19 protein-coding genes and 1 pseudogene are annotated in these 22,956 nt (G+C 70.2%); 8 read left to right on the top strand and 12 right to left on the bottom strand.

Annotation, left to right across the window (positions count from 1 at the left end; all coding sequences use genetic code 11):
• Window positions 1-84: 84 nt before the first annotated feature.
• The 3 genes from LIV37_RS37830 to LIV37_RS37820 form a co-directional block, all read right to left on the bottom strand.
• Window positions 85-324 (bottom strand): chaplin, encoded by a 240-nt coding sequence (locus tag LIV37_RS37830; RefSeq protein WP_020872345.1) that lies wholly within the window; start codon window positions 322-324, stop codon window positions 85-87.
• A gap of 138 nt (window positions 325-462) precedes the next feature.
• Complete coding sequence (locus tag LIV37_RS37825) at window positions 463-1,107, bottom strand: response regulator (protein ID WP_121824042.1); 645 nt, start codon at window positions 1,105-1,107, stop codon at window positions 463-465.
• Window positions 1,100-2,263 carry a GAF domain-containing sensor histidine kinase gene (locus tag LIV37_RS37820; protein WP_373920723.1) on the bottom strand — a complete coding sequence of 388 codons (1,164 nt, stop codon included), beginning with the start codon at window positions 2,261-2,263 and terminating at the stop codon, window positions 1,100-1,102. The genes LIV37_RS37825 and LIV37_RS37820 overlap by 8 nt, the downstream gene beginning before the upstream one ends.
• Window positions 2,264-2,703: 440 nt before the next feature.
• On the opposite strand from LIV37_RS37820, the gene LIV37_RS37815 reads away from it, so the two are divergent.
• Window positions 2,704-3,456 (top strand): transglycosylase SLT domain-containing protein, encoded by a 753-nt coding sequence (locus LIV37_RS37815; protein WP_020872341.1) that lies wholly within the window; start codon window positions 2,704-2,706, stop codon window positions 3,454-3,456.
• Window positions 3,457-3,623: 167 nt separating this feature from the next.
• Here LIV37_RS37815 and LIV37_RS37810 read toward each other — a convergent pair whose 3' ends face one another.
• Complete coding sequence (locus tag LIV37_RS37810; protein ID WP_121824044.1) at window positions 3,624-6,329, bottom strand: ABC transporter ATP-binding protein/permease; 2,706 nt, start codon at window positions 6,327-6,329, stop codon at window positions 3,624-3,626.
• 224 nt (window positions 6,330-6,553) lie between these two features.
• On the opposite strand from LIV37_RS37810, the gene LIV37_RS37805 reads away from it, so the two are divergent.
• Entirely contained in the window at window positions 6,554-8,038 is a 1,485-nt protein-coding gene (locus LIV37_RS37805) for a streptophobe family protein (protein ID WP_121824045.1), read from the top strand.
• Between the two features lie 124 nt (window positions 8,039-8,162).
• Complete coding sequence (serB, locus tag LIV37_RS37800; protein WP_020872338.1) at window positions 8,163-9,395, top strand: phosphoserine phosphatase SerB; 1,233 nt, start codon at window positions 8,163-8,165, stop codon at window positions 9,393-9,395.
• Between the two features lie 195 nt (window positions 9,396-9,590).
• Here serB and LIV37_RS37795 read toward each other — a convergent pair whose 3' ends face one another.
• The 4 genes from LIV37_RS37795 to LIV37_RS37780 all read right to left on the bottom strand — a co-directional run bounded on the left by LIV37_RS37795 (window position 9,591) and on the right by LIV37_RS37780 (window position 12,086).
• Window positions 9,591-10,109 (bottom strand): SixA phosphatase family protein, encoded by a 519-nt coding sequence (locus tag LIV37_RS37795; RefSeq protein WP_020872337.1) that lies wholly within the window; start codon window positions 10,107-10,109, stop codon window positions 9,591-9,593.
• Between the two features lie 115 nt (window positions 10,110-10,224).
• Window positions 10,225-10,443, bottom strand: a complete 219-nt coding sequence (locus tag LIV37_RS37790; protein ID WP_121825039.1) for a hypothetical protein — start codon at window positions 10,441-10,443, stop codon at window positions 10,225-10,227.
• Window positions 10,444-10,594: 151 nt separating this feature from the next.
• The gene (locus tag LIV37_RS37785) at window positions 10,595-10,711 is read right to left on the bottom strand and encodes an SGM_5486 family transporter-associated protein (protein WP_251983317.1); all 117 of its coding nucleotides are present in this window, start codon (window positions 10,709-10,711) and stop codon (window positions 10,595-10,597) included.
• A gap of 67 nt (window positions 10,712-10,778) precedes the next feature.
• Entirely contained in the window at window positions 10,779-12,086 is a 1,308-nt protein-coding gene (locus LIV37_RS37780; RefSeq protein ID WP_373920721.1) for a CynX/NimT family MFS transporter, read from the bottom strand.
• Window positions 12,087-12,285: 199 nt separating this feature from the next.
• Between LIV37_RS37780 and LIV37_RS37775 the strand changes: the two genes are divergently transcribed.
• Entirely contained in the window at window positions 12,286-12,960 is a 675-nt protein-coding gene (locus LIV37_RS37775; protein WP_020872333.1) for a FadR/GntR family transcriptional regulator, read from the top strand.
• A gap of 13 nt (window positions 12,961-12,973) precedes the next feature.
• Here the strand turns inward: LIV37_RS37775 and LIV37_RS37770 are convergent, their stop codons facing one another.
• The 4 genes from LIV37_RS37770 to LIV37_RS37755 form a co-directional block, all read right to left on the bottom strand.
• Window positions 12,974-13,297 carry a hypothetical protein gene (locus LIV37_RS37770; protein ID WP_020872332.1) on the bottom strand — a complete coding sequence of 108 codons (324 nt, stop codon included), beginning with the start codon at window positions 13,295-13,297 and terminating at the stop codon, window positions 12,974-12,976.
• Window positions 13,298-13,591: 294 nt separating this feature from the next.
• Window positions 13,592-14,362: an enoyl-ACP reductase FabI gene (fabI, locus tag LIV37_RS37765; protein WP_020872331.1), complete on the bottom strand. Its 771-nt coding sequence runs from the start codon at window positions 14,360-14,362 to the stop codon at window positions 13,592-13,594.
• A 5-nt stretch (window positions 14,363-14,367) separates the two neighbouring features.
• A complete protein-coding gene (gene fabG, locus LIV37_RS37760; protein ID WP_020872330.1) occupies window positions 14,368-15,072 on the bottom strand; it encodes a 3-oxoacyl-[acyl-carrier-protein] reductase in 705 nt (234 codons plus the stop codon).
• 219 nt (window positions 15,073-15,291) lie between these two features.
• Window positions 15,292-16,161, bottom strand: a complete 870-nt coding sequence (locus tag LIV37_RS37755) for a 4Fe-4S domain-containing protein (RefSeq protein WP_020872329.1) — start codon at window positions 16,159-16,161, stop codon at window positions 15,292-15,294.
• Between the two features lie 396 nt (window positions 16,162-16,557).
• On the opposite strand from LIV37_RS37755, the pseudogene LIV37_RS37750 reads away from it, so the two are divergent.
• The 4 genes and pseudogenes from LIV37_RS37750 to LIV37_RS37735 all read left to right on the top strand — a co-directional run.
• Window positions 16,558-17,403 (top strand): annotated as a pseudogene (locus LIV37_RS37750) (ThuA domain-containing protein); the annotation flags it as partial.
• 240 nt (window positions 17,404-17,643) lie between these two features.
• Window positions 17,644-17,979: an SseB family protein gene (locus LIV37_RS37745; RefSeq protein WP_020872327.1), complete on the top strand. Its 336-nt coding sequence runs from the start codon at window positions 17,644-17,646 to the stop codon at window positions 17,977-17,979.
• Complete coding sequence (locus LIV37_RS37740; protein ID WP_020872326.1) at window positions 17,966-18,487, top strand: hypothetical protein; 522 nt, start codon at window positions 17,966-17,968, stop codon at window positions 18,485-18,487. Before LIV37_RS37745 ends, LIV37_RS37740 begins: the two co-directional genes overlap by 14 nt.
• Window positions 18,487-22,956, top strand: a complete 4,470-nt coding sequence (locus LIV37_RS37735) for a putative T7SS-secreted protein (protein WP_254807136.1) — start codon at window positions 18,487-18,489, stop codon at window positions 22,954-22,956. The genes LIV37_RS37740 and LIV37_RS37735 overlap by 1 nt, the downstream gene beginning before the upstream one ends.

Below are 22,956 nucleotides of genomic sequence, written 5' to 3'. Positions count from 1 at the left end.
CGGGGGCCGACATGGGGCCGGCCCCGGAGGCGGGTGCCTCCGGGGCCGGCCGGTGGTGCGTCGGGATATCCGCCAGGGGGCCGGTCAGCGGACGCAGGGGACGCCGAACGCCGGGTTCATGGCCCCGATGACCGAGATGGTGTTGCTGCAGACGTTCACGGGCACGTGGACGGGCGCCTGAATGTTGTTGCCGGAAACGACACCCGGGGACGTCATCGCCCCACCGTCGGCCTGGGGGCCCTGGGCGGAGGCGACACCGGCACCGGCGACGGCGAGTCCGCCGGCCACGATCGTGAGGGCAGCGAACCTCTTGATGTTCTTCACTTCTCGAGACCCTTCATTCATCAGCGCATCACCGCGGCGGTACGCCGCGGTACGCCGTGAAGAACGGCCCGGCCGATGGCGAGTTGCGCTGTTCGAGTGATCGCCACACGTTGGTGTGATTTCACGGAGAAACGCTGTTCATGCTCCGATCCCGTGCCGTACCGCCCATAGAGCGGCCTGGGTGCGATCGGCGAGGTCCAATTTCATAAGAATGTTGGACACATGGGTTTTCACGGTCTTTTCCGACAACACCAGCGCACGGGCGATCTCCCGGTTGGACCGGCCGTCCGCGATCAGCGCCAGCACCTCGCGTTCACGCTCGGTGAGGGACCCGCCGCGCCCGTGGCCGCCGCCGTCCTCCTGGGAGAGCAGCGCGAGGGCCACCTCGGGCTGGAGCAGCACATGCCCGGAGTGGACGGAGCGGATGGCGCGGGCCAGCGCCTCGGGGTCCACGTCCTTGTAGACATAACCCGCGGCGCCCGCGCGCAGGGCGGGGACCACGGTGCGCTTCTCGGTGAAGCTCGTCACCACCAGCACCCGGGCGGGGTTGTCGAGGTCGCGCAGGGTGCGCAGCGCCTCGATCCCGTCCAGGCCGGGCATCTTCACGTCCATGAGGACGACGTCGGGGCGCAGCTCCTCGGCGCGGGCGACGCCCTCCTCGCCGTCCGACGCCTCGCCGACCACCTCGATGTCGTCCTGGACCTGGAGGAAGGTCCGCAGGCCGCGCCGCACCACCTGGTGGTCGTCGACGAGCAGCACCCGAATCCGTCCCGGGTCAGCCACCGGGCACCTCCATCTCGATCACGGTGCCCTTGCCGGGCGCCGACTCCACCGTCAGACCGCCACCGACGCCACCGGCCCGGTACCGCATCGACACCAGCCCGAGGTGGCGCCCGGCGCGGCGTACGGCCGAGGGGTCGAATCCCACGCCGTCGTCGGCGACGCGGAGCCGGGCGCCCTGGCCGTGCCGGGCGAGGGTGACGTCCACCTGCCGCGCGTCGGCGTGGCGCAGCGCGTTGTGCAGGGCCTCCTGGGCCACCCGCAGCACGGCCTCCTCCTGGGCGGCGGGCAGCGCCCGTACCCCGTGGCAGGCGAAGGTGACACGGGCGGAGTGGGCCCGGTCGAGCACCTGCACCTGGGTCCTGAGGGTCGCCACGAGGCCGTCCTCGTCGAGGGCGGCGGGGCGCAGCTCCACGACGGCGGAGCGCAGTTCGTCGGCGGCCTCGGCGGCGAGCAGCGCGATCTGCTGGAGCTCGTCCTTGGCGCGGCCGGGGTCGCGGTCCACCAGGGCCGTGGCCGCCTGGGCGGTCAGCCGCAGCGAGAAGAGCTTCTGGGAGACCGCGTCGTGCAGCTCATGGGCGAGCCTGGCCCGCTCCCCGGCGATGGTGAGCTCGCGGCCGCGCTCGTGGAGCCGGGCGTTGGTCAGGGCGATGGCGGCGTGCTGGGCCAGGATGGACAGCAACTCCTCGTCCTCGGCGGTGAAACCGCAGCCGCCCTCGGGCTTGGGGCATCGCTTGTTGGCGAGGAATACCGCGCCGAGAACTTCATCGCCGTCGGCAATGGGAAGTCCCAAGAAATCCGACATAACGGGATGAGCCGATGGCCATCCCCCAAAACGGGCATCCAGCCGCACATCGGCGAGTCGCTGTGGAGTGGCGTCCTTGAGCATCGCGGCGAGAATGCCGTGCTGTCGCGGCAGCGGCCCGATGGCCTTCCACTGCTCCTCACTGACCCCATCTACTACGAACTGGGCGAAACCTCCGTGATCATCCGGAACCCCCAGAGCGGCATACTCCGCATCGAGCAGCTCACGGGCGGACACAACGATGGTCTTTAGGACATCACGGACTTCCAGATGTCGGCTCATGGCGAGCAGCGCCGCGCTCACCCGGCTCAGCCCGGCCTCGGCTCCGCCACCCCGTCCTTTCGTCATGGGCATTACCGTACCCACCGCCATCCGGTGGGCATATCGGCCGGTCGGCGGCCACCTGATAAGACCTGAGCCCTAGGTCGAACGGCGCACACGAGGCCCCCAAAGGGGCTGTTACAGGGGTGGAAAAAACAAACACCCTGAGCATTTGCGTGGGCACAGCGCGCAATATGAGAAGCTCCGCGATGTGAGCCCGGACACACGACCTAAATCACGTACGAACGTGCTTAGTGGACGTTTCATAGGCGACTGAGCGGGGATGACGGCCGTCCGCGTGGGCATGAACGGCCTACTTATCCACTAAGCAGCATCGTATGTCACGCCTTTGCGACAGCTTTTTGCGGCAGCTAAGAATTTCACCCAGTCGCACGGCGCCGTAGATCCAGGAACGGCGCTCTGCGCGCCGATTTGGCCTGCGACTCAAGCGATTGGAAGAGGTCTACTCCGCCATGCCCCTGCCCAACATCCCCGGTTACAGCCGCCTCAACAAGACGCACAAGTACTCCGCCGCTGGAATCGCAGCCGCCGGTGCGGCCGCCATAGCCTTCGCGGTCGTCCCCGGTGGAGACGCCGGTGCCAAGACCACGGCCCAGGACCTGCCGAACAAGCCGGTCGCCCTCACCTCTCAGAAGGCCGACGCCCAGGCCCACCACGAGGCCCTGGCGAAGCAGTCCGCCCTCGCCGCCAAGCAGGCCAAGGACGAGGCCGCCAAGAAGGCCGCGAAGAAGGCCGCGGCGGACGCCGCCGCGAAGAAGGCGGCTGAAGAGGCCGCCGCGAAGAAGGCCGCCGAGGCCAAGGCCGCCAAGGAGCGCGCCGCCAAGCAGGCCGCGAGCCGCTCCGCCACGCGTATCGAGACGGTCGCCGCCGAGAAGAAGACCTACCCGGACAACCTCGACGGCTGGATCCGCGAATCCCTCGACATCATGAAGAAGAAGGGCATCCCCGGCTCCTACGAGGGCATCCACCGCAACATCATCCGGGAGTCCGGCGGCAACCCGCGCGCCATAAACAACTGGGACATCAACGCCCAGAACGGCGTGCCCTCCAAGGGCCTGCTCCAGGTAATAGCGCCGACCTTCCAGGCGTACCACGTCGAGGGCACCGCCTGGGACGCCTACGACCCGGTCGCGAACATCACCGCGGCCTGCAACTACGCTGCCGACCGGTACGGCTCGATGGACAACGTGAACGGCCCGTACTAAGCCCGAAGGGCCCGTCCAGAACCCGGCGTGCCGACGCCGAAGGGCGACGGCACCCCCTGTGTGCGAGGGGTGCCGTCGCCCTTTCCGCGGCCATGCTCTTCGCTCTTCGTGGCCGTGTCTTCCGCAGCCCTGTTTTCGTGGCCGTGTTCCCGTGGCCGCCGTGGCGGCTACTTGCGCATGACCTCCGGCTCATGGCGGCGCAGCAGCCGTGCGACCGCGATGCCGCACACGATGCCCAGGACGATCAGCGCGACCATGTCGATGCCCCACTGGGTGGTGGTGTGCTCCCACAGCGGGTCGGTGTCCAGGGGCTTCTTGCTGTCCCACGGCGCCATCATGTGACCTGCGCCCGGGCCGAGGTCCAGCGTGGCACCGGCCGCGCCGATCGCCCAGCGGGACGGCATCAGCCAGGCGAACTGCTCCACACCAGGCGATCCGAAGATCTTGAACAGCACACCGGTGAAGACCACCTGGATGATCGCGAACATGACCAGCAGCGGCATGGTCTTCTCGGCGGTCTTCACCAGGGACGAGATGACCAGGCCCACCATCATCGAGGTGAAGCCGATCGCGATGACGGCCACGCAGAGTTCGGCGGCCGGCGGCATCAGCAGGCCCTCTTCGGGCAGTTTGCGCGTCGAGAGACCGATGGCGGAGATGATGACGCCCTGGCATGCGGTGATCACGCCGAGCACGATCACCTTGGACATCAGATACGCGGAGCGGGACAGGCCGACCGCCCGTTCCCGTTCGTAGATGACCCGTTCCTTGATCAGTTCTCGTACGGAGTTGGCCGCGCCGGTGAAGCACATGCCGACCACAAGGATCAGCAACACCGTCCCGGCGGCCTGGTTGAAACTGCCCTTCGGGGCCATCTGGAGGCCGAACTTCGCCGGGATGACGACGCTCACCGCCCCCAGCACGGCGGGCAGGATCACCATCAGCCCCATGAAGCCCTTGTCGGAGCCGATCACCGACAGATAGCGGCGGATCAGCGTCCACAGCTGCGAACCCCAGCTCTGCGACTTCTGCATCCGGGCCGGCGGCGCCTGGACGTTCACCGACTGCGGGGCAACGGAGTCGAGGTCCGCCGCGTACATCTGGTAATGCTGCGAACCGCGCCAGCGGCCCGCCCAGTCGTAGTCGCGGTAGTTCTCGAACGCCGAGAAGACATCCGCCCAGGTGTCGTAGCCGAAGAAGTTGAGCGCCTCGTCCGGCGGGCCGAAGTAGGCCACCGAGCCGCCCGGCGCCATCACCAGGAGCTTGTCGCACAGCGCCAGCTCGGCCACCGAGTGGGTGACCACCAGCACCGTGCGGCCGTCGTCGGCCAGGCCGCGCAGCAGCTGCATGACATCGCGGTCCATGCCCGGGTCGAGACCGGAGGTCGGCTCGTCCAGGAAGATCAGCGACGGCTTGGTGAGCAGCTCCAGCGCGACCGAGACCCGCTTGCGCTGACCGCCGGAGAGGGCGGTGACCTTCTTCTCCCGGTGGATGTCCAGCTTGAGCTCGCGCAGCACCTCGTCGATCCGGGCCTCGCGCTCGGCCTCGGCGGTGTCACCGGGGAAGCGGAGCTTGGCGGCGTAGCGCAGGGCCTTCTGGACGGTCAGCTCCTTGTGGAGGATGTCGTCCTGGGGCACCAGACCGATGCGCTGGCGCAGCTCGGCGAACTGCTTGTAGAGGTTCCGGTTGTCGTAGAGGACATCGCCTTGGTTGGCCGGGCGGTAACCGGTGAGCGCCTTGAGCAGCGTGGACTTACCGGAGCCGGACGGGCCGATGACCGCGACGAGGGACTTCTCCGGGACGCCGAAGGAGACGTCCTTGAGGATCTGCTTGCCGCCGTCGACCGTCACCGTCAGATGGCGGGCCGAGAAGGAGACCTCACCGGTGTCGACGAACTCCTCGAGGCGGTCGCCGACCAGCCGGAAGGTGGAGTGACCGACGCCGACGGTGTCGGTGGGGCCGATGATCTGCTGCCGGACCGGCTGGCCGTTGACATAGGTGCCGTTGTGGCTGCCGAGGTCACGTATCTCGAAGCGGCCGTCGGGCAGCGCCTGGAACTCGGCGTGGTGGCGCGAGACCTGCAGATCGGAGACGACCAGGTCGTTCTCCAGCGCACGGCCGATGCGCATCACCCGGCCGGCGGCCAGCTGGTGGAAGGTGGTCGGGCTGCGGTCACCCTGGGCGGTCGCGGTGCCGGCCGGGCCGGAGGGGCCGGCGCCGGGGCCGCTCTGCGCGAGGTTGCTCTGCGGAGACTGTGGCTGCTGGTGCGGCTGCGGGGGCTGCTGCTGCGGGATGAACGGCTGCTGCTGGTGCGCGGCCTGGGGCTGCTGCCAGCCTGCGGGCTGCCGTTGGGGCTGCGCCTGGGGCATCCCTTGGGGCGGCTGCCCTTGGGGCGGCTGCCCTTGGGGCGGCTGCGGCCAGCCACCGGGGCCGGGCTGCTGCGGCGGCTGCTGGGCGGGGGGCTGCTGACCCTGGTGAGCCTGCTGGCCCTGCTGAGGCATGCCCATCGCCGCCTGCTGGCCGTACGCGCCCGCGGCACCCATCGAGGGGGCACCGCCCGAGGCGGCACCACCGCCGGAGACGCTGAGCCGGGGGCCATCGGTGGCATTGCCGAGATGGACGGCCGAACCAGGGCCGATTTCCACCTGTTGGATTCTCTGGCCCTGCACATAGGTGCCATTGGTGGAACCCTGATCCTCAATGATCCAACTGCGCCCACCCCAGCGCACCGTGGCATGTCGCCAGGAGACCCTGGCGTCGTCCAGCACCATGTCGCCCTGTGGGTCACGCCCCAGGCTGTACGACCTGGATGGATCAAGTGTCCAGGTCTGTCCGTTCAATTCCAGTACGAGTTCCGGCACTCCGCGCCCCACTAGTTGTCCCCCGAGTTACCCCCTGACACAGGGAGTCTAGGGATGGCGAACATCGTGAGGAACTATTTCAGGCTCAGTCCCTTCACCGGAAGTCGGGTTTTGACAAGACCGCATCTCGGGCGTCATTGACTCATCCGAAAGGCCCTCGGAAAGTGGTAAGCGCTGACGGATAGTGCGGATCATGGTTTATCCGGGCAACTCGCGACGATCGGGGGGTCGGCGGTATGAGCGCGAGCGGCGGCGTACGAGTGCCCTGGGGACCCGCGCTGCTCGCCGCGATCGCCTCGGTGAGCTGGGCGTTCCTGGCCATGGTGGGGATCGCCGCGCTCGGCCTGCATCTGATCGGCGCGGACAGTGCGGGCGCGCTAGGGCCGATGGCCGCCGCGGCGACGGTGCTGGCGGTCGGCGGTTCCGTCACTCCGTCCGGCGATGTGGGCGTCTTCGGACTGGAAGGCGCGCAGGCCCACGCCGCCATCGATATCGCGCCACTCGGGGTGAGCCTGGTCGGCGCGCTGCTGCTGGGATGGCTGTTCGTACGGTCGTTACGGGGCGCGGGGGCGGTGATCGGCGGGGGCGAACTCGCCGCGCGGGCGGGCCTGGTGGCCCTGCTCTTCCTGCTGCTGCTCGCCGGGCTGACCTGGGTGGGCAACGATACGGTCACGATCGACGGCGCCACGCTCGTCCGCCGCGGCCTGAGCACCGAGCAGACCGAGCACGATCTGCTGAGCCGGCTCCCCGAGCAGCTGGGCGATATCGCGGACATCGGCGGCGGGCTGCTGCCGGACCGGCTGTCCGACCTCGTCGGCGCGAAGGCGTCCGTCGGTTTCACCGTGGCCCCCGGCCGCTCGCTGCTGGGCGGCCTGGTGTGGGTCGTCGCCGTACTGCTGCTCGCGCTGCTCGCCTCGCGCCGTACCCCGCTGCCGCCCGGCGGGCGGGCGCTGCACCGCACGGTCCGGCCGGCGGTGTCCGCGCTGTGCGGGGTGCTGGTGCTGGCGGTCGGCGCGGGCCTGGTGGCCGGGGTCTACGCGGCGATCGGGGACGACCATCCGCGGCTGGTGCTCGGGTCGGCGCTGCTCGGCGCGGTCAACGGGGTGTGGATCGGCGTACCGCTCGGGCTGTTCGTCCCCTGGTACGGCCGGGCGAGCGGGGCGCTGCGGCATGTGCTGCCCGATCCGGTGGACGATCTGCTCGCCGGGCCGGGCGGGGATCGGCTCACGGTGGGGCGGCTGGCCGGGCTCGACGGCCGGGTCTGGCTGCTGGTGGTCGCGAGTGTGCTGCTGATGCTCGCCGCCGGGGTGCTCACCGCGGCCCGTACGCCCGTGGATGGCTTCCGGCCGTCACCCGCGGGGAACTCCCGGCCGTCACCCGCGCGGAACTACTCCCGGCCGTTGACCTTCGCGGGGTGGTGTGCGCTGCGGCTGGGCGTGGTGACCGCGCTCGCGCTGCCGCTGCTGGTGGGGCTGACCCAGGTCTCGGCGGGGGCGAGCCTGTCCGTGCTCGGCTTCGACGCCTTCGGGGCGGGGATCGAGCTGTACGGGAACGCCGCGCTCGCGCTGGCGCTGGGCGCGGGGTGGGGCGCGGTGGCGGGGGCCGCCGGGGCGCTGGCGGCATGGGCGACGGGCGCGGCGGGGCGCCGGGCGGTGGCGCTCGCGCGGCCGGACGAGGGCGACGGCGGGCCCCCGGGGCCGGGCGGGGGGCGCGGCACATGACGTCGCCGATCATGCGAGGGGTGACTTCACGGCGACCGGGACATGAACGTTCCGCCTCGGCCGGCCGTCCACGGTGCGGGCTGCCGCGCGCGGCGCGCGAACAGCCGGATACGGTGGGAAGACCATGAGCGCATCGCGGATCCTCCCTGTCACCACCGTTCCGGACGATGATGTCCCCACTCTCCTTGTCAAGATCTTCGGCAAGGACCGCCCCGGTATCACCGCCGGGCTCTGCGACACCCTCGCCGCCTATGGCGTGCACATAGTCGACATAGAGCAGGTCGTCACCCGGGGCCGCATCGTGCTGTGCGTCCTGGTCACGGCGCCCAAGGCCGACGGGGCGGAGGGCGATCTGCGGGCCACCGTGCACAGCTGGGCGGAGTCGATGCGGCTCCAGGCCGAGATCATCTCCGGCCGGGGCGACAACCGGCCGCGTGGCACGGGCCGGTCCCATGTCACCGTGCTCGGGAATCCGCTGACCGCCGAGTCGACGGCCGCCATCGCCTCCCGGATCACCGGCACCGGCGGCAATATCGACCGGATCTTCCGGCTGGCGAAGTATCCCGTGACGGCCGTGGAGTTCGAGGTGTCCGGCGCCGAGACGGAGCCGCTGCGCACCGCGCTCGCCACCGAGGCCGCCGATATCGGCGTCGATGTGGCCGTGGTCGCGTCGGGGCTGCAGCGCCGGTCGCAGCGGCTGGTGGTCATGGATGTGGACTCCACCCTGATCCAGGACGAGGTGATCGAGCTCTTCGCCGCGCATGCGGGCTGTCAGGCCGAGGTCGCCGAGGTCACGGCCCGGGCGATGCGCGGTGAGCTGGACTTCGAGCAGTCGTTGCACGCGCGGGTCGCGCTGCTGGCGGGGATCGACGAGTCCGTGGTGGAGAAGGTGCGCGCGGAGGTCCGGCTCACGCCCGGCGCCCGTACGCTGATCCGCACCCTGAAGCGGCTCGGCTATCAGGTGGGCGTGGTCTCCGGTGGCTTTACGCAGGTCACCGACGACCTCAAGGAACGTCTTGGCCTCGACTTCGCCTCCGCCAACACCCTGGAGGTCGTGGACGGCAAGCTGACCGGCCGGGTGATCGGCGAGGTGGTGGACCGGGCGGGCAAGGCGCGGCTGCTGCGGCGCTTCGCGGCCGAGGCGGGGGTACCGCTGGTGCAGACGGTCGCGATCGGCGACGGGGCGAACGACCTGGACATGCTGAACGCGGCCGGTCTGGGTGTCGCCTTCAACGCCAAGCCGGTGGTCCGGGAGGCCGCGCACACCGCCCTGAACGTGCCGTTCCTCGACACCGTGCTGTATCTGCTGGGCGTGACCCGCGAAGAGGTCGAGGCGGCGGACGCGCACGTGGACTGACAAGCGTCTGACGAGCCCGGTCCGGAACGCGGAACGGCCCCCGCTCCCCCGTACGGCTACGACGACGGTGGAGCGGGGGCCGGTGCGTTGGGACGTGGCAGCACGCCCGGGGCGGCACGGCCGGGCATCAACGCCCGGGGCGGCACATCCGGCGATCACGCCTGGCGGATCAGCCGGGAGCGGGGCCCGGGCGGCTCACTCGTGGGGCGCCCAGAAGCTGGTCAGCCGCCCGCAGCCGACCTCGACCGACTTCCACGAACCGCTGAACGTCACGACCGCGAACGCGGAGGTGGGGAAGGCGCCGCGGTCCATGCGCTCCTTGGCGTCCTCGTCGGCCTCGCCCGCCAGCGCGTCGGCCAGGCCGTGCATCCCGGGGTTGTGACCGACGACCAGCAGGTCGGTGATGTCGTCCGAAGTCTCGTTGATCACCTCGATGAGCTGACCGACCGGGGCGTCGTACAGCCGCTCCTCGTAGACGGTCTTGGGGCGCTGCGGCAGCTCGTGGACCACCAGCTTCCAGGTCTCACGGGTGCGCAGTGCGGTGGAGCAGAGGGTGAGTTCGGGGGTGAGACCGGCGTCCGCGATCCGGCGCCCGGCGAGCGGGGCGTCATTGCGGCCGCGCTCCGCGAGCGGGCGCTCATGGTCGGCCACCTGGGGCCAGTCGGCCTTGGCGTGTCGAAGGAGGACAATCCTGCGGGGCACATCGACGCTCATGCGTCCCAGCTTCGCATGAATCGGTGCACGAGGCGCAGGGTGTTGGAACGACCTCGTCAAACGTGAGCACACCCGCGATACGGCGGACACAACTGATCTCCACCGCCTACGGTGGTCACGGTGCCGCCTCCCCGAACGTCCGCTGCACCAACTCCACGACCTGCGAGACCGGCCCCGAGCCACCGCTGTCGGCGTGGGCGTCGGTGGGTCCGGTCAGCAGGAGCAGCAGCGCCGCGAAGGCCACGGCCGGGAGGGCGACGGCCCACCATGGCAGCCGGGTGTCCATGCCGCTGTCCACCGGATGCGCGGGCCGGGTCTGGGTGCGGGCGGACATGGGATCGCCTCCGGGGTCGCCGAACGTGTCGATGGTTCGACGGTACGGAGCGGGCGCGGCGTCTCCCATCCGGTGAGCCACCCAGTTCCCCCTGAGCCCTGCCCCCTAGGGGATGGTGGGGCCAGCCCCACCATCCGGCGTCCGCACCAGGTCAGGGCGAGGCGATGGTGGCGATCACGCCGATGATCACGGTGATGCCCAGCATCACGCCGAAGATGACGAGGAGCTTCTTCTGGCCGTTCGGGGGGTTCTCATCGAGCACTGGCATGGCACCAGTGTCCCATCCCCGGTGCGCGGGACCACTCAGCCCTCGCCCGGCTCTGGGTTTGCGCTTGTCAGACCTCGTCCTCGAGGTGGCGGTCGCGTCCGGCCAGTACGCCCGCGACGATCTGCGGCACCATGAACCCGGCCATCAGCGCGAGCGGCTGCCCCCAGCCGCCGCTGTGCTGGTAGAGCACGCCGACCAGCAGCGGGCCCGGGATGGAGAGCAGATAGCCGACGCTCTGCGCGAAGGCCGACAGCCGGACGACGCCCGCGTGGGTCCTGGTCCGCATGCCGATCATGGTGAGGGCGAGCGGGAAGGCGCAGTTGGCGATGCCGAGCAGCACGGCCCACGCCCAGGCGCCCCCGGCCGGGGCCAGCCACAGCCCGGCGTAACCGGTGAGCCCGAAGACGCCGAGGATGACGACCAGGACGCCCTGGTGCCGCAGCCGGGCGGCGATCCGCGGCAGGACGAAGGCGAGCGGCACGCCCATCGCCATCATCACGGCCAGAAGCAGACCCGAGGTGGAGGCGGAGACCCCCGCGTCCCGGAAGATCTGCGGCATCCAGCCCATGGAGATGTACGCGGCGGTGGCCTGGAAGCCGAAGAAGACGGCCATCGCCCAGGCGAGGGGGGAGCGGGTGATGCGCATCGCGGGGGCACTGGCCGGGGCCGCGGCGGGTGCGTCCGTATCCGTGGCGCCCGCTTCCGGGCCGCTCGCACCCCCGCGGGCGGCACGGGCGAGGAACAGCCAGGGCACCAGCGCCACCGCGGCGAGCAGCGCCCACACCCCGAGCCCGCTCCGCCAGGAGCCGCCCAGCGCGTCGGTCATCGGCACGGTGGCCGCCGCGGCGGCGGCCGTGCCCAGCGACAGGCCCATCGAGTACAGCCCGGTCATCGCGCCGACCCGGTCCGGGAACCAGCGCTTGACGATCACCGGCATCAGGATGTTGCTCACCGCGATCCCGGCCAGGGCGAGCGCGCTGGCGGCCAGGAAGACCACGGTCCCGCCGGCGAAGGGGCGCAGCAGCAGGCCGGTGGCGATGGCGGCGAGCCCGGCGCAGACGATGGCCCCCGGCCCCCAGCGCCGGGCCAGCCGGGGCGCGGTGAGCCCGAAGAGCGCGAAGCAGGCCGCGGGCACGGAGGTGAGCACTCCGGCGACGGTGCCGCTCATCCCGAGGTCGTCGCGGACCTCTTCGAGCAGCGGGCCGAGACTGGTGACGGCGGGGCGGAGGTTGAGCGCGGCGAGCATGAGCCCTGCCGCCATGACGCGGCCGCGCCAGGGCGAGGCCGGACGGCGCGGTCCTCCGTGTTCCGCCGGGCGGGGCGCGGAGGCGGCGGTCTCGGGCGTCGCGAGGTCGTCAGACGGGGGCGTATGCATGCCGACCATCATAGAATCATGGGATGAATGCCCGTCCAGTGGATAGCGACCACCCGGTAACGGCCGGACGGCATCATGGAAGGGTCGTCCGTTCGCCCACCTCGGGCCACATCCACATCCACATCGCACCCGCACCCGCACCCGCACCCGCACCCGCACCCGCACCCGCCGAACGCACAGCCGCACGCACAGGAGAGTCATGCCGCTGACCTCGCCCCGGCGCTCCGCCCTCGCCGACCAGGTGATCGCCCAGCTACGTGCCCAGATCACCTCGGGCGAGTGGCCGGTGGGCTCGCGGATCCCCACCGAGCCCGAGCTGGTCGAGCAGCTCGGGGTCGCGCGCAACACCGTACGGGAGGCCGTGCGCGCCCTCGCGCACAACGGGCTGCTGGACATCCGCCAGGGCTCGGGCACATACGTCCTGGCGACCAGCGAACTGGCCGGGGTGATGCGCCGCCGCTTCGCAGCCGCCGACCCCCGTCATGTGGCCGAGCTGCGCAGCGCGCTGGAGACCAAGGCGGCCCACCTGGCCGCGGCGCGCCGTACCGAGCAGGACCTCAAGCAGCTGGACGCCCAGCTGGACCGGCGCGAGGGGGCCTGGGAGGCGGGCGACCCGGACGCCTTCGTCGAGGCGGACGCCACCTTGCACATGGCGGTCGTGGCAGCCGCGCACAACGATGTGCTGGCCGAGCTGTACGCGGATCTGGGCGCGGTCGTACGGGACTTCCTGCGCGCGGACGTCGACAGCGGGATGGGCCCGGACACGTATGTGGACCACGGGCGGCTGGTGGAGGCGATCCGGGAGGGGGACGGGGAGCGGGCGGCGGCCGAGGCCAGCACCCACCCGTTCGGCTGCCGTTTCCGGAGCCGCTGAGCAGCCCCCCCGGTCAGCGGTGGCTCACCCAGGCCTTCCGTATCTCCTTCCAGCAGCGCTCTGCGAGCCGCACATACTGCGCCGGGCCGACCTCCACCGGGCGGGCGTCCATGTCCGGGTCCCACCAGTGGGCGCATTCGACATGCAGCTGCACCCGGTCGGCGCGGGGATTGGGGTTGAAACAGCTGGCGGTGGCGTGCGAACCGCGCACCGTGGTGCTGCAGGCGGCCTCGCGCGGACGGGGCCGGTCCTGCGCGGCGGAGCTGGAGGCGGCGATGATCAGACCCACCGTGGCGACGAGCAGCACCGCGGCCGCGACACGGCGGGTCGTACGCATGCGGGACCTCCTCCGCCGTACCGCTGGCGCCGGCGCTCCGGTGAGTCGGTTCGTCGTATCAGGCGTTATCGGGGCATCGGGGTATCGGGGTATCGGGGGTATGGAGATCCGTATAGGGCGTATCAGGTGTTACGGGGTGTACGACTCCACAGTGCGCGTGCCCGCCACCCGTACGCGCGTCCTGGTCCCCCGAACGGGTGAACGCGGAAGCGGAACGGCCGCCGTCCGGACCCGCGGTGCGCGGGAGCGGGACGGCGGCCGTCGCGCGGAAACACCGTGGGCGCGGCCGTGGGCTCAGGCACCCATCATGTGCACACCGCCGTCGACATGCACGATCTCGCCCGTGGTGCGCGGGAACCAGTCGGACAGCAGGGCGACGACGCCGCGGCCGGCCGGCTCCGGGTCGGTCAGGTCCCAGCCGATCGGGGCCCGGTGGTTCCACACGTCCGCGAGCTCCTCGAAGCCGGGGATGGACTTCGCGGCCATGGACTTGATGGGCCCGGCGGAGACCAGGTTGCAGCGGACGTTCTGCTCGCCGAGGTCGCGGGCGAGGTAGCGGTTGGTCGACTCCAGGGCGGCCTTGGCCACGCCCATCCAGTCGTACTTCGGCCAGGCGAACTGGGCGTCGAAGGTCAGACCGACGATCGAGCCGCCGCGGGGCATGACCGGCAGGCACGCCATGGTGAGCGCCTTGAGCGAGTAGGCCGAGACATGCACGGCCGTGCCGACGTCCTCCCAGGTGCCCTCGAGGAAGTTGAACGCGCCCTGCGGGCCGAAGGCGATGGAGTGCACCACGCCGTCGAGGTCGACACCCTCGCCCAGGTGCTCGCGCACCTTGTCGGCCAGGCCGTCCAGCTGCTCCTGGTTCTGCACGTCCAGCTCGATGACCGGGGCGGGCTTGGGCAGCCGCTTGGCGATCCGCTCGACGAGGGAGACCCGGCCGAAGCCGGTGAGGATGACCTCGGCGCCCTCCTCCTGGGCCAGCTTGGCGGCGTGGAAGGCGATGGACGCCTCGGTGATGACGCCCGTGACCAGGATGCGCTTACCAGCGAGAATTCCACTCATGACGATCAGTGACCCATGCCCAATCCGCCGTCGACAGGGATGACGGCTCCAGTGATGTACGCGGCCTCGTCGGAGGCCAGGAAGCGGACCGAGGCGGCGATCTCCTCGGGCTGCGCGTAACGCGCGAGCGGTACCTGCTTCACGATGTTCTCGCGCTGGTCGTCGCTGAGCGCGCGCGTCATGTCCGTGTCGACGAAACCGGGCGCGACCACATTGACGGTGATGTTGCGCGAGCCCAGCTCACGGGCGAGGGAACGGGCGAAGCCCACCAGGCCCGCCTTGGACGCGGCGTAGTTCGCCTGACCGGCCGACCCCATCAGCCCGACGACCGACGAGATCAGCACCACGCGCCCCTTACGGGCCCGCAGCATCCCCCGGTTGGCCCGCTTGACCACGCGGAACGTGCCCGTGAGGTTGGTCTCGAGGACGGCGGCGAAGTCCTCCTCGGACATCCGCATCAGCAGCTGGTCGCGGGTGACCCCGGCGTTGGCCACCAGGACCTCGACCGTGCCGTGCTTCTCCTCGATCTCCTTGTACGCCTGCTCGACCTGCTCCGGCTCGGTGATGTCGCACTTGACCGCGAGGAAGCCGGCCGGCGGCTCACCGGACCGGTAGGTGATGGCGACCTTGTCGCCAGCGTCGGCGAAGGCACGGGCGATGGCGAGGCCGATGCCGCGGTTGCCTCCGGTGACGAGAACCGAGCGGCTCAAGGGACCACCTTCTCTTGTCGATCTCTGTCGATAGTTCCTGCGGGACGTCACAGTGCGTGCCGACCCCTACCCCCGCAAACTATCGGTCCCAGGCCCTCGAGGAGGAATCGGGCACCCACAGGGGCGGGTCCCCCTCCCTGTCGACTTCCTACAGAAACCCAGGTGGTCACCGGCCTCGGCCGGACCCTGTCCCGGCTCCTCCCCCATCCGGCCGCTCCGTCACCATCGGACGGCCGTGAAGTCGATCGGCCGGGGCCGCAGCAGCCCCGTGCGCTCCGTCAGCGCCCGCAGCCGCCGGGACATCTCGTCGGCATCCAGCCGGCGCCGGTCCCCGTGGCCCGGCAGGATCCACTCGAAACGCAGCCGTCCGGCCACCCTCGCCAGTGAGGCGGCCAGCTCCTCGATGGAGTGCCAGGTCACGCTCTCCGCCACGGCCAGATCCCCGAGCGCGCGCGACCAGTAGATGCTGTCACCGCTGAAGCAGTACCGGTCGTCCGCGAGGTAGAGCACACTGCCCAGGGTGTGGCCCGGCAGCGGATGGGCGATGACCCCCGGGCCGATCTCCACGGGCTCCAGGCCCCGGATCACCTGGTCCGCGTCGGGTGCCGCGTCCAGGTCGCCCTCGTGGATCCACAGCCGGGCGCCGAAGTGATCCGCGTAGCGACGGCCGTGGGCGGCGTGGTCGCGGTGGGTCAGCAGCACATCGGTGACGGGGCCCGACGCCGCGTAACGTCCGGCCAGCTCCCGGCTCCAGCGCGGTGTGTCGATCATCATCGCCGTGCCGGACGGCCGCGGCAGCAGATAGGAGTTGGCCCCGGCGGTGTGCTGGGAGTTGTGGCCGCAGATCAGCACACCGTCGTCCAGGGCCATGGGGAACGGGTCGAGCGCCCGGTCCGGCCGCCCGGACGCCGGGCGGATCGAGCGGGTGGGGCAGGCGAACACGGCGGTATGCAGGCGCCGCGTCTCCGCCTCGTCGCGCGGCTGACGCACGACCTCCGACCGCCCGCCGACCTCGCTGATCAGCTCGGGCGCCAACTGCCGGGCGACATCGCAGTTGGTGCAGCGGTCGTCCACGTACCAGTCGTCCATAGCTGGGCTCCTTCCCCGGGAATCGCGGCCCTGCGGGACCGCCCTTCCAGGGATAGCCAGCCGCGGACAAAACCGGTAGGCCCTGCCGATCTTGTACTTTCGGGCCCGAGTCCCTCTCACGGGCCCGATGGCTCCCGAGTGGTCTGTCATCAAAAACACTGACATTGACTCATTGAGGCAATCGCCGCCGCTCATGGAGACAAGCTCCGCGCACCGGCTGAGCGGCGGATCTCTTGACGCTCTTGGTTCAGACCTTTAAGTTCACCTCGCCCATCTGCGAAGGGCCGTGCCTCTGCGGTGGTGAACGCCCCGCTCCGCAGCCGTGTCGGCGTTCTCCGTCAATGTCCTGATCCCCCACCCGTGACAGCGGCATCATCCGTACAGCGAGGAGCGCACATGCAGAAGAGCGGAGACATCAGATCGCCCAGGACGCCGTCCGTGGCCATACGGCTGCTGATATTGCTGGCAACTCTGCTGGGACTGGCGGTCACTCCCGTCCATGCGACGGCCCGCGACGCGGCCGCGCCGTTCAAGGTGTTGGCCCTCTACAACGGGACGTGGGACGCCGCCCACATCAACTTCGTCCACGAGGCGAACGACTGGTTCCCGATCCAGGCCGAGCAGAACGGTTTCACCTATACGGCGAGCAACGACTGGAACCAGCTCAACGACATCGGGACCGACGACTACCAGGTGGTGCTGTTCCTCGACGACCTGCCGCAGACCGCGGCCCAACGGGCGGGATTCGAGCGCTATATGCGCGCGGGCGGCGCCTGGATGGGGTTCCACGTGGCGGCCTTCACCACCGAGGCGCAGAGCTGGCCCTGGTACCACGACGAGTTCCTCGGCAGCGGCGACTTCAAGTCCAACACCTGGGGGCCGACCACGGCCACCCTGCGGGTCGAGGACCGGACCCACCCGTCCACCAAGGCCCTGCCCGCCACCTTCACCTCGTCGGTCAGCGAGTGGTACAGCTGGTCGAAGGACCTGCGGCAGAACCCGGACATCAAGATCCTGGCCTCCGTCGACCCGAGCAGCTTCCCGCTCGGCACCGACCCCAACCAGACCTGGTACGACGGCTATTACCCGATCCTGTGGACGAACAGCAAGTACAAGATGCTGTACGCGAACTTCGGGCACAACGCGATGGACTACGAGCACAACACCCCCCTGTCGTCCACCTTCGCGAGCCAGACGCAGAACCGGTTCCTGCTCGACGGGCTGAAGTGGCTCGGCGGAGCGGGCTGACCCCGGGCTGAACGCGCGGTCCCGACTCCGCACGGAACACCCCCGATGTACGTGCCGCCCCGGGCGACCGGGGCGGCCGCGTTTTCATCACGCCGAGTCGCGTGGCGGTCACCAGTGGTGTCAGTCGCCTGTGCGAAGATAGCCCGCATGTTTGGGGGAGGGGACAGCAGACCGCCTGGTCAGGCTGGCAGAACGACGCTGGCGGACCTCATCCGCCAGGAGACCGCCGCGCGGATGCCGGAGCGCGAGAAGTGGGCGGCGCTGCGGAAGGCGCGGCTGTACTTCCAGCGCCCGGAGGAACCGGGCTTCCTGGTCTCGGAGACCGCCGAAGGCGGTCCGCTCGTGCCGGTCTTCACCTCAGTCGAAGGGCTCGCCCGCTTCGCGGGGGCGTGCGGATGGGCGTCCACGACCGTCGAGGATCTGGTGGGTCTGCTGCCCGAGGGCGTACGGGCGCTGGTGGATCCGCTGGGCGAGCGCCCCTTCCTGCTGGACGCGCGGACGTTGCGCGACGCGGACGGCCAGGAAGCGGAAAGTCCCGAGGAGGAGGGGGCTGGGCATGGCGGATCCTGATGCCCGGAATGTGAACCGCGCCCCCAGCGAGGGCGGCGAACACGGCAAGTACGGCGGCAATGAGGGTGCCGACGGCTACAAGATCGAGATCGCTTCGGTGAAGGGCCTGATCGCCCCGCTGGAGGAGTCGGTCGTCGGGGCCCGGGCCGTGAAGAACGGCCAGGAGAAGCTGACGGCCTATCTCCAGCACTGCGGCGCCCCCGAACTCCTGGAATCGGGCAAGGGGTTCCTCAAGGAGTGGGGCTTCGGCATGGGCGAGCTGGCCGATCACGCGGACGCGGTGGTGGAGCGGCTGTACGAGGCGATAGCCGGGTACATGCTGGCGGATCTGATGCGGATCAAGGACTTCTGGCCCTCGGACGAGAACATGGCGAAGCTCCCCTCGGGCTCGGCGGGCAAGTGGTCCTGGGAGCACGTGGGCGCGCCGGAGATGGAGAAGCGCCCGGAGGACACGGGATTGTCGAAGTTCTCGCGCAAGCTGCTGAGTGAGTACGGGGACGAATCGTAATGGGCGATCCGGACGCGGGGCGGGCCCCGCAGATACGGATACCGGAGGACGCCAAGCCCAAGGATCTGATCCCCGGCAATCCGGACGACATCGACGACCTGGTGCTGGAGCTTCGCGCGTACGCGGGAGCCTTCCAGGACGGCAAGGACAAGCTGCGGCCGCTGGAGCTGGCGGACTGGTCCGGCAAGGGCGCGAGCGAGTTCCGGAAGTCAGTCGACCGGCTGCCGAAGGAACTGACCTCGGGCCATGACCAGTTCACCCATGCGGCGAGCGCGCTGGCGGCGTACGCCACCAAGCTGCGGTCGGTGCAGAAGCGGTGTGAGCCGATCATCGAGGACGCGGACGCGGCGCGGGCGGCGTCCAAGGCGTACGGCAAGAAGGTCGACTCGTACAACGACGCGGTGACGCGCGGGGACGAGCAGCTGCCGGAGAAGCCCTCGGAGACCGATCCGGGCATCGCCGCGATGGAGGGGTGTGTCGGTCGGCTGGACAAGCTGATCGAGGAGTTGCAGCTGGTCGTCGACGCGTCGAAGAAGAAGATCGACAAGGCGGCGGAGAAGGCCCCGAACAAGCCGAGCAACTGGCAGAAGGTCGGGGGCGGCCTCAAGGACGGGCTGTGGAAGGTCCACCACGGCATCCTGGGCGTGGCCGAGCTCCCCGCCTCGCTCCTCAAGGGCGACGCCCAGGGCTTCGCGATGCAGCTGGCCGGCATGGTGGACGGCGCGGCGTACGCGGCCCAGCACCCCAAGGAGTTCGCGAAGGCGGTCACGAACTGGGACATGTGGTCCAAGGACCCGCTGCGCGCGGCGGGCGAGATCACCCCGTCGCTGCTGCTCGCCCTGGCCACGGGCGGTGCGAGCGCGCTGCGCAAGGAGCTCCAGACGGGCAGGACCGCCGCCCAGCGGCTGGCGGCCCGCAAGAAGGTCCTGGGCCGGGACGGCGAGGCGTCCGGGCGGGCGGACAGCGAGGGCACGCACGACCGCCACACCCACGACAGGGACTGCGAGGACGACCCGGTCGACGTCGCGACCGGCGAGATGGTCATGCCGGCCACGGATGTGTCCCTGCCCGGGGCGCTCCCCCTGGTCCTGGAGCGCACCTTCGTCTCCGGGCACACCTGCGGCGGCTGGTTCGGCCGCACCTGGGCGGCCACGCTCGACCAGCGGCTGGAGCTGGACGCGGACGGGATCGTGTTCGTCACGGCCGACGGGATGGTGCTGCGCTACGGGGTGCCGACGCCCGGGGAGGACACCTACCCGGCGCGGGGCCCGCGCTGGCCGCTGCGCTGGGACGGCGCGGCGGGCGGCACGATGCGGATCGAGATACCGGAGCAGGCCCGCACACTGCACTTCGACCCGCTGGCGGGCAACGAGCTCCCCCTGGCGAGGATCGAGGACCGCAACGGCCGGTCCATCACCTTCGCGTACGAGGAGGACGGCACGCCGCGCGAGGTGGCGCACTCCGGCGGGTACCGCATCGCGATCGACACCGATCCGGAGCTGATGCGCGTCACGGGGCTGCGGCTCCTGGGCGTGGGCGACGCCGAGGAGGGCACCCCGCTGGTCGCCTTCGGCTACAACGAGGCGGGGGACTTGACCCAGGTCTTCAACTCGGCCGCCGAGCCGATGCGGTTCACCTACGACGACCAGCACCGCGTCACATCATGGACCGACCGCAACGGCACCAGCTTCGGGTACGTCTATGACCACCGGGGCCGGGTGCTGCGCACCATCGGCTCGGACGACATGATGACCGGCCGCTTCCACTACGACGAGGCGTCCCGCACCACCGTCTACACGGACTCGCTCGGCCACCGCATCACGTATGTCTTCGACGAGGCGCACCGGGCGGTGGCCCGCACCGATGCCCTGGGCCGCACCACCCGCACCGAATGGGACCCGGAAACGCGCCGCCTGCCGCTGTCGGTGACGGACCCGCTGGGCCACACCACACGCTACGCGTACGACGACTCCGGCAACCTGATACGCGTCACCCGCCCGGACGGCACGGTGGCCACGGCCACGTACGACGCGTACGGCAGGCCGCTGGAGGTCCGGGAACCGGACGGGGCCGTGTGGCGCCACGCCTACGACGAACGGGGCAACCGCGTCCGGACGACGGACCCGATGGGCGCGGAAACGCACTACACGTACGACGAGTCGGGGAACCTGACCTCGGTCACGGACGCACTGGGCCACACGGTGACCGTGGTGTGCAACGCGGCTGGCCTGCCGGTAGAAGTCACCGACGCATCGGGCAACACGACACGGGTCCGCCGGGGCACCCACGGCCGTATCACCCGCGTCACCGACCCCCTGGGCCACGTCACCCGCCAAGGCTGGACCATCGAGGGCAAGCCCGCCTGGCGCACCCGGCCGGACGGCAGCCGCGAAACCTGGGCCTGGGACGCCGAGGGCAACCTCGCCGAACACACCGACCCCGCGGGCAACACCACCCGCCACACCCACACCCACTTCGACCTCCCGGCGACGCGGACCGACCCGGACGGGGCGACATATGCCTTCACCTACGACACCGAGCTGCGCCTGACCGGGGTCACGAACCCGCAGGGCCGGACGTGGACGTACACGTACGACGGGGCGGGGCAGGTCGTCTCGGAAACGGACTTCAACGGCCGCACGCTGTCGTACGAGCACGACGCGGCAGGCCGCCTGATATCCCGGAAGAACGGCGCGGGCGAAGCACTGGCCTACGCACGTGACGCGCTGGGCCGCACAGTCGCCACCCGCACGGCGGACGGCACGGAGACGACGTTCGCGTACGACGCGGCGAGCCGCCTGACGCGGGCGGCGAACCCGGACACGGAGCTGCACCGCACGTATGACGCGCGGGGCCGGGTCCTGAGCGAGGCGATCGGCGACCGTACGACGTCGTACGCGTACGACGCGTCGGGCAACCGCACGGAGCGGATCACCCCGAGCGGCCTGCGCTCGACCTGGACGTACGACGCGACAGGCCGCCCGACGACCCTCACCACGGCGGACAACTCCCTGCACTTCGCGTACGACGCGGCGGGCCGGGAAACGTCCCGCACCTTCGGCGACGACGTGACCCTGACCCAGGCGTGGGACGCCCTGGACCGCCTGACGGGCCAGACCGTCACCGGCCCGGCCAACACCCTGATCCAGCATCGGGCGTACGCCTACCGCCCGGACGACCACCTCACCGAAATCCGCGAGCTGACGTCCGGGACCCGCAGCTTCGACCTCGACCCGGTCGGCCGCGTGACGGCGGTCCACGCCCACGGCTGGACCGAGACCTACGCCTACGACGCGGCGGGCAACCTGACGCACGCCACGGCCCCGGGCCATGAGGCCACCGGCGACCGGGAGTTCACCGGCACGGTGATCCACCGAGCGGGCCGCACGACGTACGAACACGACGCCCAAGGCCGCCTCACCCGCCGCACCCGCAAACTCCTGAACGGCCAGACCCGCATCTGGACCTACACCTGGAGCCCCGAAGACCGCCTGACGGACGCGACAACCCCGGACGGCGACCACTGGCACTACACATACGACCCACTGGGCCGCCGCACCACGAAACAACGCGTCGCGGAGAACGGCACGGCCGCCGACCGAATCGACTTCACCTGGGACGGCACCCGCCTGGCCGAACAGACGGCGACCGACGGCACGACCCTGACGTGGGACTACGCCCCGGACACCCACCGCCCCCTGACCCAAACCGAGCGCCACACGCCGCGTGAGCCAGCGGCGGAAACATCACCGGTCCTCCGCCGCTTGACCGATACGACCCCGCAATCGGAATACGACGCCCGCTTCCACGCCATCATCACCGACCTGGTCGGCACCCCAACGGAACTTGTCACCCCCGACGGCATCGTCGCCTGGCAACACCGCACCACCCTCTGGGGCACCCCCCTCCCCCCCCCACCCGACTCGGCCGACTGCCCCCTCCGCTTCCCCGGCCAATACGCCGACCCGGAAACCGGCCTCCACTACAACTACTTCCGCCACTACGACCCGGAGACAGCGCGATACGCGTCCCCTGATCCGTTGGGCCTGGAGCCCTCGCCTAATCACCACGCCTATGTTTCCAATCCATCGGCGTGGGTGGATCCCCATGGACTAGCGACGTGCGACAGGCACTTCCAAAATCGCAAAGAAGCATTTAATGCAGCAAAAGACTTGGCAGACGTCCCCCGGAGCCAACAACCCACTCGCCAATGGACTGTGGGCAACGATCCGGCCCAACGTCACAGGAGCAGCAACTATGTGTACGACACGAACCTCGGGTCGAGTGGGCGCTACTATCAGTTTGAGACACCGCAAGGCACTCGATTGGTCATCGAACACACTAGTGATCCGAATGCGCCGAGTCCGCACTTTCATGCTGGGCAGCCCAAGGGCGGAGGTTCGGACGTGGATATGAGGGGCCAGCGGTACCAACAGGTCGGACAGAAACATCACCTTTACTATCCCTGA

Source organism: Streptomyces rapamycinicus NRRL 5491 (assembly GCF_024298965.1).
GTDB lineage: Bacteria > Actinomycetota > Actinomycetes > Streptomycetales > Streptomycetaceae > Streptomyces > Streptomyces rapamycinicus.
The sequence above is the reverse complement of the archived record's forward strand: the minus strand, read 5'-3'. Positions and strand labels throughout refer to the sequence as shown.